Origin of the sequence: Solirubrobacter pauli (assembly GCF_003633755.1) — a bacterium.
GTDB lineage: Bacteria > Actinomycetota > Thermoleophilia > Solirubrobacterales > Solirubrobacteraceae > Solirubrobacter > Solirubrobacter pauli.
In genome coordinates, this window is the sequence record NZ_RBIL01000002.1 from 1,243,499 (window position 1) to 1,257,688 (window position 14,190).

Annotated in this window: 14 protein-coding genes; 6 read left to right on the top strand and 8 right to left on the bottom strand. The window is 72.4% G+C overall.

Features of this window, described 5'->3' with window-relative positions:
* Window positions 1–3: 3 nt before the first annotated feature.
* Window positions 4–3,180, top strand: a complete 3,177-nt coding sequence (locus C8N24_RS25550) for a ribonucleoside-diphosphate reductase subunit alpha (RefSeq protein WP_121255459.1) — start codon at window positions 4–6, stop codon at window positions 3,178–3,180.
* A gap of 81 nt (window positions 3,181–3,261) precedes the next feature.
* Window positions 3,262–4,269, top strand: a complete 1,008-nt coding sequence (locus C8N24_RS25555; protein WP_121255461.1) for a TerC/Alx family metal homeostasis membrane protein — start codon at window positions 3,262–3,264, stop codon at window positions 4,267–4,269.
* Here C8N24_RS25555 and C8N24_RS25560 read toward each other — a convergent pair.
* Complete coding sequence (locus tag C8N24_RS25560; RefSeq protein ID WP_121255463.1) at window positions 4,236–4,550, bottom strand: nitroreductase/quinone reductase family protein; 315 nt, start codon at window positions 4,548–4,550, stop codon at window positions 4,236–4,238. The genes C8N24_RS25555 and C8N24_RS25560 overlap by 34 nt on opposite strands.
* Before the next feature lie 105 nt (window positions 4,551–4,655).
* On the opposite strand from C8N24_RS25560, the gene C8N24_RS25565 reads away from it, so the two are divergent.
* Window positions 4,656–5,405: a DsbA family protein gene (locus C8N24_RS25565; protein ID WP_121255465.1), complete on the top strand. Its 750-nt coding sequence runs from the start codon at window positions 4,656–4,658 to the stop codon at window positions 5,403–5,405.
* Window positions 5,402–5,806 carry a vitamin K epoxide reductase family protein gene (locus C8N24_RS25570; protein WP_121255467.1) on the top strand — a complete coding sequence of 135 codons (405 nt, stop codon included), beginning with the start codon at window positions 5,402–5,404 and terminating at the stop codon, window positions 5,804–5,806. The genes C8N24_RS25565 and C8N24_RS25570 overlap by 4 nt, the downstream gene beginning before the upstream one ends.
* Here the strand turns inward: C8N24_RS25570 and C8N24_RS25575 are convergent.
* A complete protein-coding gene (locus tag C8N24_RS25575; protein WP_121255470.1) occupies window positions 5,781–5,975 on the bottom strand; it encodes a PspC domain-containing protein in 195 nt (64 codons plus the stop codon). The genes C8N24_RS25570 and C8N24_RS25575 overlap by 26 nt on opposite strands.
* Before the next feature lie 76 nt (window positions 5,976–6,051).
* Here C8N24_RS25575 and C8N24_RS34325 point away from each other — a divergent pair, with 76 nt between their 5' ends.
* Window positions 6,052–7,731 (top strand): hypothetical protein, encoded by a 1,680-nt coding sequence (locus C8N24_RS34325; RefSeq protein WP_170179410.1) that lies wholly within the window; start codon window positions 6,052–6,054, stop codon window positions 7,729–7,731.
* Here C8N24_RS34325 and C8N24_RS25590 read toward each other — a convergent pair whose 3' ends face one another.
* The 6 genes from C8N24_RS25590 to C8N24_RS25610 all read right to left on the bottom strand — a co-directional run bounded on the left by C8N24_RS25590 (window position 7,732) and on the right by C8N24_RS25610 (window position 12,530).
* Window positions 7,732–8,100, bottom strand: a complete 369-nt coding sequence (locus C8N24_RS25590) for a hypothetical protein (protein WP_121255474.1) — start codon at window positions 8,098–8,100, stop codon at window positions 7,732–7,734. It abuts the gene before it with no gap.
* A gap of 269 nt (window positions 8,101–8,369) precedes the next feature.
* Complete coding sequence (locus tag C8N24_RS25595) at window positions 8,370–9,065, bottom strand: GAF and ANTAR domain-containing protein (protein ID WP_147447986.1); 696 nt, start codon at window positions 9,063–9,065, stop codon at window positions 8,370–8,372.
* Between the two features lie 10 nt (window positions 9,066–9,075).
* Window positions 9,076–9,852, bottom strand: a complete 777-nt coding sequence (locus C8N24_RS33430; RefSeq protein ID WP_147447987.1) for a cyclic nucleotide-binding domain-containing protein — start codon at window positions 9,850–9,852, stop codon at window positions 9,076–9,078.
* 186 nt (window positions 9,853–10,038) lie between these two features.
* On the bottom strand, window positions 10,039–10,878 hold the full coding sequence (locus C8N24_RS25600; RefSeq protein WP_121255478.1) for a universal stress protein: 840 nt from the start codon (window positions 10,876–10,878) through the stop codon (window positions 10,039–10,041).
* A gap of 76 nt (window positions 10,879–10,954) precedes the next feature.
* Window positions 10,955–11,611 carry a response regulator gene (locus C8N24_RS25605; RefSeq protein WP_245971972.1) on the bottom strand — a complete coding sequence of 219 codons (657 nt, stop codon included), beginning with the start codon at window positions 11,609–11,611 and terminating at the stop codon, window positions 10,955–10,957.
* Between the two features lie 67 nt (window positions 11,612–11,678).
* Window positions 11,679–12,530, bottom strand: coding sequence for a universal stress protein (locus C8N24_RS25610; RefSeq protein WP_170179411.1), 852 nt, complete (start codon window positions 12,528–12,530; stop codon window positions 11,679–11,681).
* 100 nt (window positions 12,531–12,630) lie between these two features.
* Between C8N24_RS25610 and C8N24_RS25615 the strand changes: the two genes are divergently transcribed.
* Window positions 12,631–14,163 carry a GAF domain-containing sensor histidine kinase gene (locus tag C8N24_RS25615; RefSeq protein WP_121255482.1) on the top strand — a complete coding sequence of 511 codons (1,533 nt, stop codon included), beginning with the start codon at window positions 12,631–12,633 and terminating at the stop codon, window positions 14,161–14,163.
* The last annotated feature ends 27 nt before the right edge of the window (window positions 14,164–14,190 follow it).

Consider the following 14,190-nt stretch of genomic DNA (forward strand, 5'->3'; position numbering starts at 1 on the left):
GCCATGCTGATCGAGTTCGAGGAGATCATCCGCGACCTGGACCTCAAGCGCGCGGCCGCGGTCGAGTCGCTGCCGGCGATCGGCCTGCCCGAGCTGGATGCGCCGCCGGTGCGCGTGGTCGGCGAGGACGGGGGAGCGGCGCCCCTGAGCGCGGTCCTCCCCGCCGGCATGGTGGCCGACGCGCTCGCGGTGCTCGCCGCCGCCGACGGCGAGGAGGCCGACACGACCGCGGCGCGCGCGATCGTCCGCGCGATCACGGCGGACGTCCTCTCGCGCCTCGAAGGCGCCGCGACGGTCACCGTCCACGACGTCTCCACGCTCGTCGAGGCCGCGCTGATCGCGGCCGGCTACGTGGACGTCGCGAAGGCGCTCGTGCTGCGCCGAGCGCTCCCGTCCGCGCCCGGGGTGGAGCATGCCGGCACGGCCACCGTGCGGCTGATCCGCCGCTCGGGCGAGATCGCACCGTGGGACACCACGAAGATCGAGCGCGCCATCCGCAAGGCGTTCCTGTCGCTGGCGCTCGAGTCCGAGCCGGCGGTGGCGCTCGCCGCGCGCGTCGAGGAGCGGGCGCACGGGCTCGGCACCGCGTACGTGCCGATGGAGACGGTGCAGGACATCGTCCAGGAGGAGCTCGTGCTCGCGGGCCACATGCGGGTGGCCGAGCGCTACATCGTCTACCGCGCCGAGCGGGCGATGCTGCGGGCCCGCGAGCAGGACGCGCCGGCGGCCCCGCCGGCGATGCCCGTCCTCGAGGCGGACGGCCGGGAGACGCAGTGGACCGGCGCCGACCTGCGCGAGCGGATCGCGTTCGCGTCGATCGGGCTCGAGCTGCCGCTGGACGCCGCCGCGCTGGAGCGCGAGCTGCGGCGCGCCGTGCGGCCCGGCATCCCGCGGGCGGACCTGCGGCGGCTGGTGGTGCTCAACGCCAAGGCGCTGATGGAGCGTGACTCGGAGTTCTCGCGCTTCGCCGGCCGCATCCTGCTCTCGTACATCTACGAGGAGACGCTGGGGTGGGACATCGTCCGCGACGGCGTCGGCGCGCTCAAGGGCGCGCACGAGCGGGCGCTGGCCGCGACGCTGCGCCACGGCGTGAAGATCGGCCGGATCGACCCGCGGCTGCTCGAGTACGACCTGCGCCGGCTCGCCGCGGGCCTGGACCCGACGGCCGACCTGGACTTCGACTTCCTCGGCCTGCAGACGCTCTATGACCGGTACCTGATCGTCGACAAGACCGGCGCCGCGCCGCGCCGGCTGGAGGCGCCGCAGCTGTTCTGGCTGCGCGTGGCGATGGGTGTCTGCCTCGGCGAGCGCGAGGAGGAGCGCGACACCCGCGCGCTGGACCTGTACGGGCTCTACCGCCAACGCCGGTTCTGCTCGTCGACGCCGACGCTGTTCAACGCGGGCACCGCCCACTCCCAGCTGAGCTCGTGCTACGTCTACAAGATCGAGGACACGCTGTCGTCGATCGTGGGGCGCGGCATCGCCGAGAACGCGATGTGCTCGAAGTGGGCGGGCGGCCTCGGCGGCTCGTGGACGGCGGTGCGCGGCACGGGCAGCCACATCGAGTCGACGAACGGCGAGTCGCAGGGCGTCGTGCCGTTCCTGAAGATGCACAACGACCAGCTCGTGGCCGTCAACCAGGGCGGCAAGCGGGCGGGGTCGGGCTGCGCCTACCTCGAGGTCTGGCACAACGACATCCGCGAGTTCCTCGAGCTGCGACGCAACACGGGGGACGAGCGCCGGCGCACGCACGACATGAGCACCGCGTGCTGGATCCCCGACCTGTTCATGCAGCGCGTGGAGGCGCGCGGGCAGTGGACGCTGTTCCGCTCCAACGACGTCCCCGACCTGCACGAGACGTACGGCGCCGAGTTCGAGCGCCGCTACGTCGAGTACGAGCGCCGCGTCGCGGCGGGGGAGCTTCACGGCGAGACGATCCCCGCGCTCGAGCTGTGGAAGCAGATGCTCAAGATGCTGTTCGAGACCGGGCACCCGTGGCTGACGTTCAAGGACCCGTGCAACGTCCGCAGCCCGCAGGACCACGCGGGCGTGATCCACTCGAGCAACCTCTGCACCGAGATCACGCTCAACACGGGCCCGGACGAGACGGCGGTGTGCAACCTCGGCTCGGTCGTGCTGGATCAGCACCTGACGCCGTCGGGCGAGATCGACCACGCGAAGCTGCGGGAGACGGTGCGGGTCGCGGTCCGGGCGCTGGACTGCGTGATCGACGTCAACTTCTACCCGACGGAGCCGGCCAAGACCGCCAACGGGCGCCATCGGCCGGTCGGGCTCGGCGTCATGGGCCTGCAGCACGCGCTGTACCGCCGCGGCGAGGCGTTCGCGTCGCCGGAGGGCGTCGCGTTCTCGGACGAGATGATGGAGGCCGTCGCCTACTACGCCTACGAGGCATCGTCCGACCTGGCGGCCGAACGCGGCACCTACCCGTCCTACAGCGGTTCGAAGTGGCACCGCGGCCTGCTGCCGCAGGACACCGTGGAGCTGCTCGAGCAGGAGCGCGGCGAGGCGGTCGACGTGCCGCGCGGCGGGAAGCTGGACTGGGCGCCGGTGCGGGCCAAGATCGCCGCGCAGGGCATGCGCAACTCCAACGTGCTCGCGATCGCGCCGACCGCGACGATCGCCAACATCATGGGCACGTCGCCGTGCATCGAGCCGACGTACAAGAACCTGTTCGCCAAGTCGAACCTCTCCGGGGACTTCGTGGTCGTCAACCCGTTCCTGGTGCGTGACCTGAAGGCCGCCGGGCTGTGGGACGCCGACATGGCGGAGCAGCTCAAGGCGCGCGAGGGCGACGTGAGCCAGATCGCCGGGGTGCCGGCCGAGCTGCGCGAGCGCTACCGCACGGCGTTCCAGATCGAGCCCGAGTGGCTCATCGACGCGGCGGCGCGGCGGCAGAAGTGGATCGACCAGTCGCAGTCGGTGAACCTGTTCCTCGCGGCACCCGACATGAAGGCGATGAGCCACATGTACCGCCGGGCGTGGCGTGCGGGGCTCAAGACCACGTACTACCTGCGCACGCTCGGGGCGTCGTCGATCGAGAAGGCGACCGTGGGCCGTCCGGCGGCGGTCGCCGAGCCGGTGCCGGTCACGGACGCGGCCGCGCTCGCGTGCTCGATCGAGGCGATGCGCAACGGGGAGGAGTGCGAAGCCTGCCAGTAGCGCACCGGCGACAGAGGACGTGACCGCGCCGCGTTCGCGGGCGATGAGAAGTTGCTCATGTTCGGCGGGTACGAATGACGTGTGCTCGAAGTCACCGCTGCCGGCTGGGCCATCACCCTCGGCCTGATCGCCGCCCTGTTCGTCCTCGACCTCATGATCTCCGGAGGCCGGCGCGCCCACGTCGTCGGCTTCCGGGAAGCGGTGGGCTGGTCGGTCTTCTACATCGGCGTGGCCGTCGGCTTCGGCATCGTGTTCGGCATCGTCGCCGGCTGGGAGTACGGCGCCGAGTACTTCGCGGGCTACGTCGTCGAGAAGAGCCTGTCCGTCGACAACCTGTTCGTGTTCGTCGTGATCATGAGCACGTTCGCGGTGCCGGCGGTCCACCAGCAGAAGGTGCTCACGATCGGGATCCTGCTGGCGCTGGTCCTGCGTGCGATCTTCATCGCGCTCGGGGCGGCGCTGCTCGCCGCGTTCAGCTTCATGTTCCTGATCTTCGGCGCGCTGCTGATCTTCACGGCCGTGCAGCTGTTCCGGCACCGCGAGCAGGACCCGAGCGTCGAGGACAACGCGCTGGTGACGTTCGCTCGCCGGCGGCTGCCGTTCACCGACCAGTACGACGAGGGCAAGCTGCGCACGCGGATCGACGGCCGGAAGGTGTTCACGCCGCTGTTCCTGGTCCTGCTGGCGATCGGCAGCACCGACATCCTGTTCGCGCTGGACTCGATCCCGGCGATCTTCGGCATCACCGAGGAGGCGTTCATCGTGTTCGCCGCGAACGCGTTCGCGCTGCTCGGGCTGCGCGCGCTGTTCTTCCTGGTGTCCGGGCTGCTGGACCGGCTCGTCTACCTCTCGACCGGCCTGTCGCTGATCCTGGCGTTCATCGGCGCGAAGCTGATCCTGCACTTCGGTCACTTGCAGAGCGACGACATCCCCGAGATCGAGACGTCCACGAGCCTGGTCGTGATCGTCGTCATCCTCGTCATCACGACCGTGGCGAGCCTGGTCAAGTCGCGGCGGGACCCGGACGCGCGCGCCCACGCCGGCTCGGTCCGCGATCAGTCCAAGCGCAACGAGACGCGCGGCTCCTGACCGTCCTCGAGCACCGTGGCGCTGCCGGTGCGGCGGGACCCGCCGATCCAGACGCCCACCGCTGCGCCGCCGCGGAGGTTGCGCCACCACGTCCGGCCGGGGCGGCTGCGGATCACCAGCGCGCCTGAGCCGTCCTCACGTGCGCTGACCGGCACGCGGAACACGCGCCCGGTGCCGCGACCACGCACCTCCAGCAGCACCGTGTGGCGCCCCGCGAGCGCGTGGCAGCGCGACCGCAGCAGCCGGTCGACGACCGGGTTCACGCAGCGTCGCATCAACATGTGCCGAGCGTACGCGGACCCACGCGTCCAGAACTGCGGGAAAGCCGCAGCCGGCCGCGGGGAGCTGCGGATTCCCGCCGGTCCGTGGGCGGCGATGTTCCTCCCATGAGCTCACGGGTGCAGCAGAAGGAGGCCGCGCGCAAGCGGCGGGAGGCGATCGAGGCCGAGGAACGGCGCGCCACGCAGCGGCGAGGCGCGCGCCGGCGGGTGGGGATCGTCGCGGCCGCCGCGATCGTGTTGACGGCGGGCGTCGTGACCGTGTCGCGCGTGTCCCAGGACGACGCGGTCGCGCAGCCGCAGGCGATCAGCGAGCGGTTCGCGGGCATCCCGCAGGACGGCATCCGGCTCGGATCGCCGTCGGCGCCCGTCACGCTCGTCGAGTTCGCCGACCTGCAGTGCCCGTTCTGCGGCGCCTACGCCCGCGACGTGCTGCCGACGGTCATCGAGCGCTACGTCCGTCCGGGCAAGCTCAAGCTGGAGCTGAACCTGCTCACGTTCGTCGGCGAGGACTCGGTCAAGGCCGGCCGGCTCGCGGCCGCGACCACCGACCAGGACCGCTTCTGGGGGTTCACCGACGCGTTCTTCGCCGCGCAGGGCCAGGAGAACACGGGCTACGTCAGCGACGACTTCCTGAAGGCGGCGGCAGCCGCCGCGGGCGCCGACCACGACGCCGCGGCGGACGACGACGCCACCGCCGACCGCGTGCTCAAGCAGGCGCAGACCGCGGCCGACCGGCTCGGGGTGAGCTCCACGCCCACGTTCTTCCTCCGCCGCGGCCACGACGAGACCCCGTTGAAGATCGACGACCTGGAGCCGGAGGCGTTCACGGCCGCGCTCGACGAGGCCCTGCGATGAGGATCGCGACCGCGGTGCTCGCCACGATCGGCGTGGCCGTCGCGGGCTACCTCACGTGGGTGCACTACGCGGGCCTGGAGCCGTTCTGCGTCGGCGGCGGTGGCGGCTGCGAGCGCGTGCAGAGCTCCGAGTACGCCGCGCTGTTCGGCATCCCGGTCGCGGTGCTCGGCCTCGGCGGCTATCTGGCGCTGCTCGCCACGCTGGCGCTGCCGGAGGAGCTCTCACGGATGGCGGCCGGCTTCGTCGCGCTCACGGGCGCGGCGTTCAGCCTCTATCTCACGTACGTCGAGATCGCCGAGATCCAGGCGATCTGCCAGTGGTGCGTCGTCAGCGCGGTGCTGATGCTCGCGCTGGCGGGCGTCAGCGGCGCGCGGCTCAGTAGCCCCGCGCCTTCGGCATGATGATCCAGAGCGCGATGTAGAGCAGGATCTGCGGTCCGGGCAGCAGGCACGAGAGCACGAACAGCGTGCGGACCTGCCACGGCTTCATGCCGAAGCGGCGGGCCAGCCCGGCGCAGACGCCGGCGATCATGCGGCCCCGGGAGGGGCGGACGAGCGCGGTGGAAGCCATGCCCCAAGGCTAGGCAGCGCGCCTGATTACAGGTTAAGTGTCGAAACGGGCCAAGCGGTCCGATAGGTTTGCCGCCATGGCAGCACGGCAGGGCGTGCTGGCGCTCGTCATCGCCTTCGCGATGACCGCAGCGCCGGCGGAAGCGACGACACGGACGGGCAGCGGCAACGACCCGGCCGGAGACAGCGTTGTCAATGGCGGCAACAACGGCCACGACATCCTTCAGGCGGCCGCGGCGGCCAACGACGCCGGCACCGCGGCGATCGCCATGCGCCTCGCGGCCACACCCGCGGCGAACGGCTATCCGTACGGGGTCCTCGGCACGCGTTCGGCGGACGGCACGTGCAGCGAGCCGGCGGCGTACTTCTTCGGCGAGATGAGCAGCGGGGCCGCGGTCTACGTCGTCGGCAGCGCCGCCAAGTCGGCAACGCTCACGCGGGAGGGGACGACGGTGACGCTCAGCGCGACCGGCGACCCGAACCTCGCGCTCCCGTTCGACTGCGCTCATGCTGGGATCGCGAAGAGCCGCGACTACGACGCGTACTTCGACCAGCTGGAGACGCCGTTCCCGATGGCCGCCGAGGCGCCGCCGGCCGCCACGCCCACGCCGACCCCCACGGCCACACCGGCTCCGCCCGCGGCCACACCCGTCCCGCAGCCGCCCGTCGTCGCCAACACGCCGCCGGTGAAGGTGCCGGCCGCCGCGAAGCTCACCGTGTCCCTGACCGGGGCGCCGTCGACGATCAAGCGCAACAAGACGATGCGGCTGAAGCTCAAGATCGCCAACGACGGCTCGAAGCGGTCGTCGAAGGTGACGGTCTCGGCCGGCAAGGCCCGTGGGCTCTCGGTGAGCAGGGTCAAGCCGCTGGCCGCGCTCAAGCCGGCGCAGAAGCGGACGGTCACGCTGAAGGTCAAGCTCGGCAAGACGGCCAAGAAGGCGACCTCGCTGAAGGTCACGGTCAAGGCCGGCAAGCTCAAGACGTCGAGCACGGTGCTGCTGCGGATCGGCAAGGCGAAGAAGCTCGCGCCGAAGCCGACGCCGCAGGCGGAGGCCAAGAAGAGCCCGATCGTGGGCACCTACTGGTGGCGCACGGTCAACCACGTCGACTGGGCGTGGGACAACCGCGGCTTGTACTTCGTCGACGGCGGCACGGTCTACAGCGGCTTCCCGGCCGGCGGCCTGCCGACCGCGTGCACGACGCCGCCCGCCGAGCCCGGTGACGAGTTCGACACGCGCGACGGCTGCCTCACCTACAGCTACGACGAGAAGACCGGTGCCGTGGTCATCGGGGACAAGACCGGCACCTTCCAGGACGGCAAGCTGACGATCGACGGCGAGACGTACGCGCCGCTCGCGCTGGCTGCGCCGGGGCAGCGGTTCACGATCAACGAGCACCGGCACTACTCGTTCCAGGGCCTGTGCGGCCTGATCACCGGCTGCACGGTGACGAAGGAGTTCCTGTCGCTCTCGCCCGACGGCCAGTTCATCAAGAGCCGCAGCACGACGTCGACCATGGGTGACCCGGGCCTGGGTCCGTGGACCGCGATCGGCAGCTACCCGCCCGACCAGCACGGCACCTACGAGGTTCAGGCCGGCGGCAGGATCCAGCTGACCTACGCGGACGGGACGGTCAAGGTCGAGACGTTCGCGATCGACACCAACCGCGACACGCGCCAGCCGGACCCGGTCGGGGAGGGCGTCCTGATCGGCGAGGACAACTTCTACCCCGACCCGTTCCCCGACATCGACGGCTAGCTAGCCGTTGGGGACGACGTAGTCGAACGTGACCGTCGTCTTGCCCTTGGCGCCGCGCAGGCGGTAGGTCTGCGCGGCCTTGGGCGGCAGCTGCTTCCAGCGGAACCCGCCGGCGGTCTTGGGCACCTCGAGCTCGCCCTCGCCACGCAGTGAGGCCTCGAACTTCGCCATCCACGCGTGCGCCGCGTGGTGGCCGGTCATGCAGGACGCGCCGCTGACCTTGAGCTTGAAGACGCCGAACGTCTTCGCCCCACCGGGCTCGAACGGGTAGCGCAGGTCGGCGGACGCGCAACTGCGCGGCTTGGCCTCGGCCGCCGGGGCGACGACGAGGACGGCGAGGATGGCGAGAGCGGGGAGGAGGAAGCGCATGAGCCGCCCGAGCCTACGGCCGCGCCCCCGCTCGCCGCGATGGGGATGCCCGTACGCGCGTGCGGGAGCTGGCACGCGTGGGTCCACGTCTGCGTGCCGGTCGGAAAGCGAGTGGGTCAGACTCGACGGGGAGCCCGTTCGCAGAGGCGGAGACGGGAAAGCACCGCCGGCACGCAGACGCGCGCTCGTCTTGCCCGAGATGTCGGCTGAGCAAACATCCGTACCTCAGCGGTGTCGGGCGTGTGCGCGTTCGGCGGCCGACGCGCCGGTCAGCCGCCGGCGCCGGCGAGGATCTCGCCGGCGATGTCGGCCGCGCGCCGCCGCGACCGGCGGGCATCGCCGCGCAACCGCTCGAAGGCGTCCAACGCGGTCAGGCCGTGCCGCTCCATCAGCATGCCGACGGCGCGCTCGATCACCACGCGGTGCTCGAGCGCGTGCTCGAGCTGGCGGACGGTCTCCTCGTTGCGCTGGGCCTGCAGCGCGGTGAGCAGGAAGCGCTCGATCAGCTTCGCGTAGGCCTGCAGGCCGTTCATCTCGTCCTCGGACCAGTGGTGGTGCTTGTCGCAGTAGGCGTCGAGCGAGCCGACGACGGTCCCGCCGACGTGGATCGGCACGCCGAGCACGCTTCGGACCTTCGTCTCGCGCATCTCGGCGTGGATCTCCGGCCAGCGCTCGTCCGTCGTGACGTCCTCGGTCCTGACGACCTCGTTGGTGACCAGCGCCTGCACGCACGGCCCCGTGCCCGCCCGGACCTGCGCCCGCTCGAGCTCGCGGCCGTGGCCGTCGCTCGCGGCCGCGTAGTGGAGCACCTGGGCGTCGTCGATGAACATCACGCCGCTGCCGGTGACGTTGAACAGCGCGGCGGCCGAGCGGACGGCGTGCTGGATCGCTTCCAGCAGCGGTGTCGCTTCGTTGCGCGTTTCCAGCTCGCGCAGCGCGCGATGGAGGTCGTCGGCCGTGTGCACGGCCCCGAGTCTAGGTGGGCACGAGCCGACGGCGCTGCGCGACGGACTCCGGCGCGCGGCGCGGCGCGCTGCTGGAGTCCCGCAGCAGCCACGTGCCGTCCGCACGCCGGACGAGCCGCCCCGAGCGCTCGAGGGCGGCCGCGGCGGTCGAAACCGACGGCCGTCGTGCCCCGACGAGCTCTCCCAGCATGCGGTGGGACAGGCACAGCGGCAGCGCGAGGCCGTCACCGGTGACGCGCCCCCAGCGCTCGCAGTAATGGCGCACGAGCGCTACGAGCCGCTCGTCCACGCGGGTCAGCTGAGCGATCGCCTTGACCGTCGCGAGCCGGCGCGCCCGGGCCTCGATCCGCTCCATCAGCATCGCCGCGATCCCCGGGTAGGCCGCCGCGCGGCTCATCAAACCCGTATCGAGCATGGCCACCCGGCCGCTGCCGATGACGTTCCAACGTACGGTCGCATCGAGGATCTGCGCCTCGTCGCCGATCCCGAACGGGCGGATCAGGTCACCGGCGCCGAGCAGCTCGGTGCTGACGTCGCCGGCCAGCACGACCTCGCGCGCGACGACGCCGCTGAGCACGAGCAGCCCTGCGTTCCCGATCGAGGCGCCGCGCAGGCGCGCGACGTCCCACGGCCCCGTGTCCAACGGAGCCCAGCTGACGCTCAGCTCGGACCGGGCACGCTGCAGCGCAGCCGGATCGAGCAGGTTGCCGAGGTCGGCGTCTGCCTCCAGCAGCAGGATGCGGGGGCGCTGCCGCGCGCCCCCGACGGATGTTGCGGGTTGAAGCACTTGCCCTGCTCCCTACGTGACTCGAACGTGATGCGATTTCACGTTCGCGGGGTCAGGGCGAACCGAGTTCAGACTAGCGTCATCCCCAGACCTCGACGCTGACCCGGCGCCTGAAGACCGCCACGACCGCGAACGCGGCCGGCGTGAGCCGTCTCGCTAGGGTGACGGTTCAGCCGGTGAGGACGTTCATCGCGCGACGGCCACCGGCTCGAGCAGGCCGGCGAGCGGATGCTCGACGCCGCGCGGCAGCACGACCACGGGGCAGTGCGCGTGGTGCAGCAGCGGCCCACTGGTCCCACCGGTGATCACGGCCCGCACGGGGCCGTAGCCGCGCGACCCGACGAGCAGCAGGTCCAGCTGCTCGCTGTAGGCGGCGAGCGCGGCCCAGGGACGGCCGTCGAGCACCACGCCCTCGGCGTCCGGCACGTCCTCGATCGCCCGCGCGAGCGCCCCACGGAGCGCCGCGTCGATCTCCGCGTATCCGGACGCGTAGGTCCCGTAGACCTCGAGCGGGATCACGGTCAACGCCTGCAGGCGGGCGGCGGTCGCGCGCGCGACCGCGTGGGCGGCGCCGAACGCCGCCGTCGCCTCGGGCGACCCGTCGTAGGCCACGCCGACGCGCGTGAGCACGCCGTCCAGCCGGGTGCGGTAGCCGTGGGGCGCGATCGCGACCGCGCACGGGGCCCCGAGCAGCAGCCGCTCGCCGGTGGCGCCGGGCCGTGCGCGCCCGAGCCGTCCCGTGTGGGTGGAGCCGACGACGATCAGCGCCGCGTCCTCGGCCAGCGCCAGGTCGTGCAGGCCACGCGCGGCGGAGCGACCGGGGACGATCGCGGTGCGGATGCGCTCGGGCTCGATGCCGGCGAGGAGGCCGCGCATCCGCCGGACGGTGGCGTGGCCCTCGTCACGGTCGGCCGTGACGGTGGCGAGGACGACATCACCGGCGCCGAGCCGCGCGAGGCGGCGGGCCAGCGCGACTGCGTCCTCGGAGCGCGCGGTGGCGTCGACGCCGATCAGGATTGTGCTCATGCCCGAAGCCTCGCGGGCGCGCGCGTCTGCGGAAACCGCGGTCCGCCGCGGCCTGAGTACGTGGTTTCCCGTAGTCCTACAGGTCGACGAGCTTGTGCTCGAGCGCGTAGCGCACGAGCTCCGCACGCGTGGTGCGGCGCAGCTTCTGCTGGATGTGCGCGCGGTGCGTCTCGACCGTGCGGGTGGAGAGGAAGAGCTGGCTCGCGATCTCGGCGTTGGTGTGGCCGAGCGCGATCAGGCGCAGCACCTCGACCTCACGCTCGGAGAGGTCGTCGGGCGGGCCCGCAGGCTCCGCGGGCGTGGTGGCGAGGCGGGCGCCGAGCCGCGGGTTCAGGTAGGTGTCGCCGGCGGCCGCGAGCTTGATCGCCTCCAGCAGCTCCTCGTCGGCGGCCTCCTTGAGGACGAAGCCGAGCGCGCCGGCCTGGAGCGCCTGGCGGGCGAACGCCGGGTCGTCCTGCATCGTCAGCACGACGATCGCGGTGTCGGCCGCGTGCTCGCGCAGGCGCGGGATCGCCTCGAGGCTGGAGCCGCCGGGCATGTTGAGGTCGAGCACGAGCACGCTCGGGCGGTGCGCACGGGCCATCCGCTCGGCGTCGGGCACGGTTCCGGCCTCCGCGATCACCTGGAGGCCGTCCTCGTTGTCGATCAGCATCCGCAGGCCTTGGCGGACGACCGTGTGGTCGTCGGCGATCACGACGGTGGTCTGGGTGCGGTCGGCTCGTTCTGCGCTCACCCGATGAAGCTTGCCAACTACCCGCGTCCGCGGCTGCGTGACGCGCCGCGGACGCGGTCCGTAGGAACTACGGAACCACCAGCACCGGACGCGCGGCGGCGTGGACGAGGCCCGACGCGACCGAGCCGAGCACGGTCGAGGCGACCGCGCCGCGTCCGCGGGAGCCGACGACGATCGCGGCCGCGTCCTGCTCCACGGCGGCCGCGAGCAACGCGCGCCACTGACCGCCGGTGCCGTCGACGGTGAGCGCGCTCGCTTCCTGGCCGGCCTCGCGGGCGATGGCGGCGCCTTCGTCGGCGAGCTCGCTCAGCGGCAGCGACGGCGCGCCGACGAGCGTCGGCACCGCCCACGCGTGCGCGACGAGCAGCTCGCGCCCCGGCAGGTGCCGCGCGGCGAACGCGAGCGCGGACCGGGCGTGGTCGGAGCCGTCGTAGCCGACGACGATCGGGCCGGACGGGTCGCTGTCACCCGGCACCACGAGCAGCGGCCGCTCGGCATGGTGCACGAGGCTGGACGCGGTGCTGCCGAGGATCATCCGCTCGACCGGGTGCGGGCCGTGGGTGCCGGCGACGAGCACGTCGGCGTCGACCTCCTCGGCCAGCGCGCGCAGTTCCCGCCACGGGGTCAGCGCGAAGCGCAGCTCCGACTCCGCCGGCAGCCCGGCGACGCCGGCGATCGCCACACCCTCGTCGACCGTGCGGCGCCCGGCCGCCTCCGCGTCCGCGCGCATGCGCTTGAGGCCTTCGCTGAGCATCGCGTCCGACAGGGCGACGCGCGCCAGCGCACCCGCCTCGTCCGAGGGCGGCGGTGGGTGGACGTGGGCGACGACGGCCGACGCGCCGTCGAAGAGCGAACCCGCGAAGGCGATCGCCGCCTTCGCGGAGGGAGAGCCGTCGTAGGCGATCAGCAGCCGGGTCATGGGGGAGATCGTGCCAACCGCGGGCCGTCTTCGCATCCCGACGGGTCCGCGCCAAGTACGGGGATAACTACTGGCACGCTTGAGCTAGCCTCCGCCTCGCATGGATCAGCACCGCTTGACACGCCTGGTGGAGGTCGGTCGGTCGCTCGTCACCGAGCTCGACCCGGACGCCGTGCTGCACCGCCTGCTCGAGGTGGCGCGCGAGCTGACCGGCGCCCGCTACGCCGCGATCGGCGTGCTCGACGAGCGCCGGGAGCGGCTCGAGCGCTTCCTCACCGCGGGCATCGACGAGGAGACCCACCGCACGATCGGCGACCTGCCGCGCGGCCGCGGCGTGCTCGGCGTGCTGATCAGCGACCCGCGGCCCCTCCGGCTGGCCGACGTCGGCTCGCATCCGCAGTCCTACGGCTTCCCGCTCGCGCACCCGTCGATGACGACGTTCCTCGGCGTGCCGCTGATCATCGACGGCCAGGCGTGGGGGAACCTGTACCTGACCGAGAAGGCGGACGGCGAGGAGTTCACGCTCGAGGACGAGCAGTCGGCCATCGTCCTGTCGGACTGGGCGGCGATCGCGATCCGCAACGCGCGCCTGTACCGGACGGTCCGCGAGCGCCGGGACGAGCTCGAGCGGACGATGCGCGGGCTGGAGACGACGACCGAGATCAGCCGCGCGCTAGGCGGCATGACGGACCTGGGCCGCGTGCTGGAGCTGGTCGTCAAGCGCTCGCGGGCGCTGATCGACGCCCGCGCCGCCGAGATCGCGCTGCGCGACGGTGAGGACTACGTGCTGGCCGCCGTGGCCGGCGATCACGGCGAGGACGGCGGCGACCGGATCGTCGCGCCGATGGTGTTCCGCAACCGCGAGGTCGGCACGCTGACGGTGATCGACCGCATGCACGGCGACCGCCCGTTCAACGAGGAGGACGAGCGGCTCCTGCAGGCGTTCGCGGCCAGCGCGGCGACCGCCGTGGCGACCGCGCAGAACGCGAGCGAGGAGGCGCTCCGCCGCTCGATCGAGGCGTCGGAGGCCGAGCGCACGCGGTGGGCGCGCGAGCTGCACGACGACACGCTCCAGCAGCTCGCCGGCCTGCGCATGCTGCTCTCGGGCGCGCGCCGCAGCGGCGACGCCGAGCGGATGAGCGGCGCGATCGAGCAGGCGCTCGAGCAGATCACCACCGCCGTCGGCGACCTGCGCTCGCTGATCACCGAGCTGCGCCCGGCCGCGCTGGACGAGCTGGGGATCACGCCCGCGCTGGAGTCGCTCGTTGCGCGCTTCGCCCGCCAGACCGACCTCGAGGTCCAGCTCGACGTGGACTTCGCCGAGCCGCGGTTCGCGCCGGAGATCGAGTCGACGGTCTACCGGCTCGTCCAGGAGGCGCTGACCAACATCGCCAAGCACGCCCGGGCGGCCACCGTCTCCGTGCACCTGCGCGACGGCGACGGCGACATCGACCTGACGGTCCGCGACGACGGCGCCGGGTTCGACCCACAGCACCAGTCCAGCGGCTTCGGCCTGATCGGCATGCGCGAACGGGTCGCGCTCGTGAACGGGACCGTGCAGGTCGAGTCCTCGCCCGGCGCCGGCACCGTGCTGCGGGCGTCGATCCCGGCGCGCCGAGGTGCGCCGGTGTAGCCATGCCGCCGCTCCCTCGTGAAGGCG

Coding starts and splice junctions, on each gene's coding strand:
- C8N24_RS25565 (WP_121255465.1), top strand. CDS start 4,656: ATGAGCTCACGGGTGCAGCAGAAGGAGGCCGCGCGCAAGCGGCGGGAG.
- C8N24_RS25590 (WP_121255474.1), bottom strand. CDS start 8,100: ATGCGCTTCCTCCTCCCCGCTCTCGCCATCCTCGCCGTCCTCGTCGTC.
- C8N24_RS25550 (WP_121255459.1), top strand. CDS start 4: ATGCTGATCGAGTTCGAGGAGATCATCCGCGACCTGGACCTCAAGCGC.
- C8N24_RS25610 (WP_170179411.1), bottom strand. CDS start 12,530: ATGACCCGGCTGCTGATCGCCTACGACGGCTCTCCCTCCGCGAAGGCG.
- C8N24_RS25570 (WP_121255467.1), top strand. CDS start 5,402: ATGAGGATCGCGACCGCGGTGCTCGCCACGATCGGCGTGGCCGTCGCG.
- C8N24_RS34325 (WP_170179410.1), top strand. CDS start 6,052: ATGGCAGCACGGCAGGGCGTGCTGGCGCTCGTCATCGCCTTCGCGATG.
- C8N24_RS25615 (WP_121255482.1), top strand. CDS start 12,631: ATGGATCAGCACCGCTTGACACGCCTGGTGGAGGTCGGTCGGTCGCTC.
- C8N24_RS25575 (WP_121255470.1), bottom strand. CDS start 5,975: ATGGCTTCCACCGCGCTCGTCCGCCCCTCCCGGGGCCGCATGATCGCC.
- C8N24_RS25560 (WP_121255463.1), bottom strand. CDS start 4,550: ATGTTGATGCGACGCTGCGTGAACCCGGTCGTCGACCGGCTGCTGCGG.
- C8N24_RS25600 (WP_121255478.1), bottom strand. CDS start 10,878: ATGAGCACAATCCTGATCGGCGTCGACGCCACCGCGCGCTCCGAGGAC.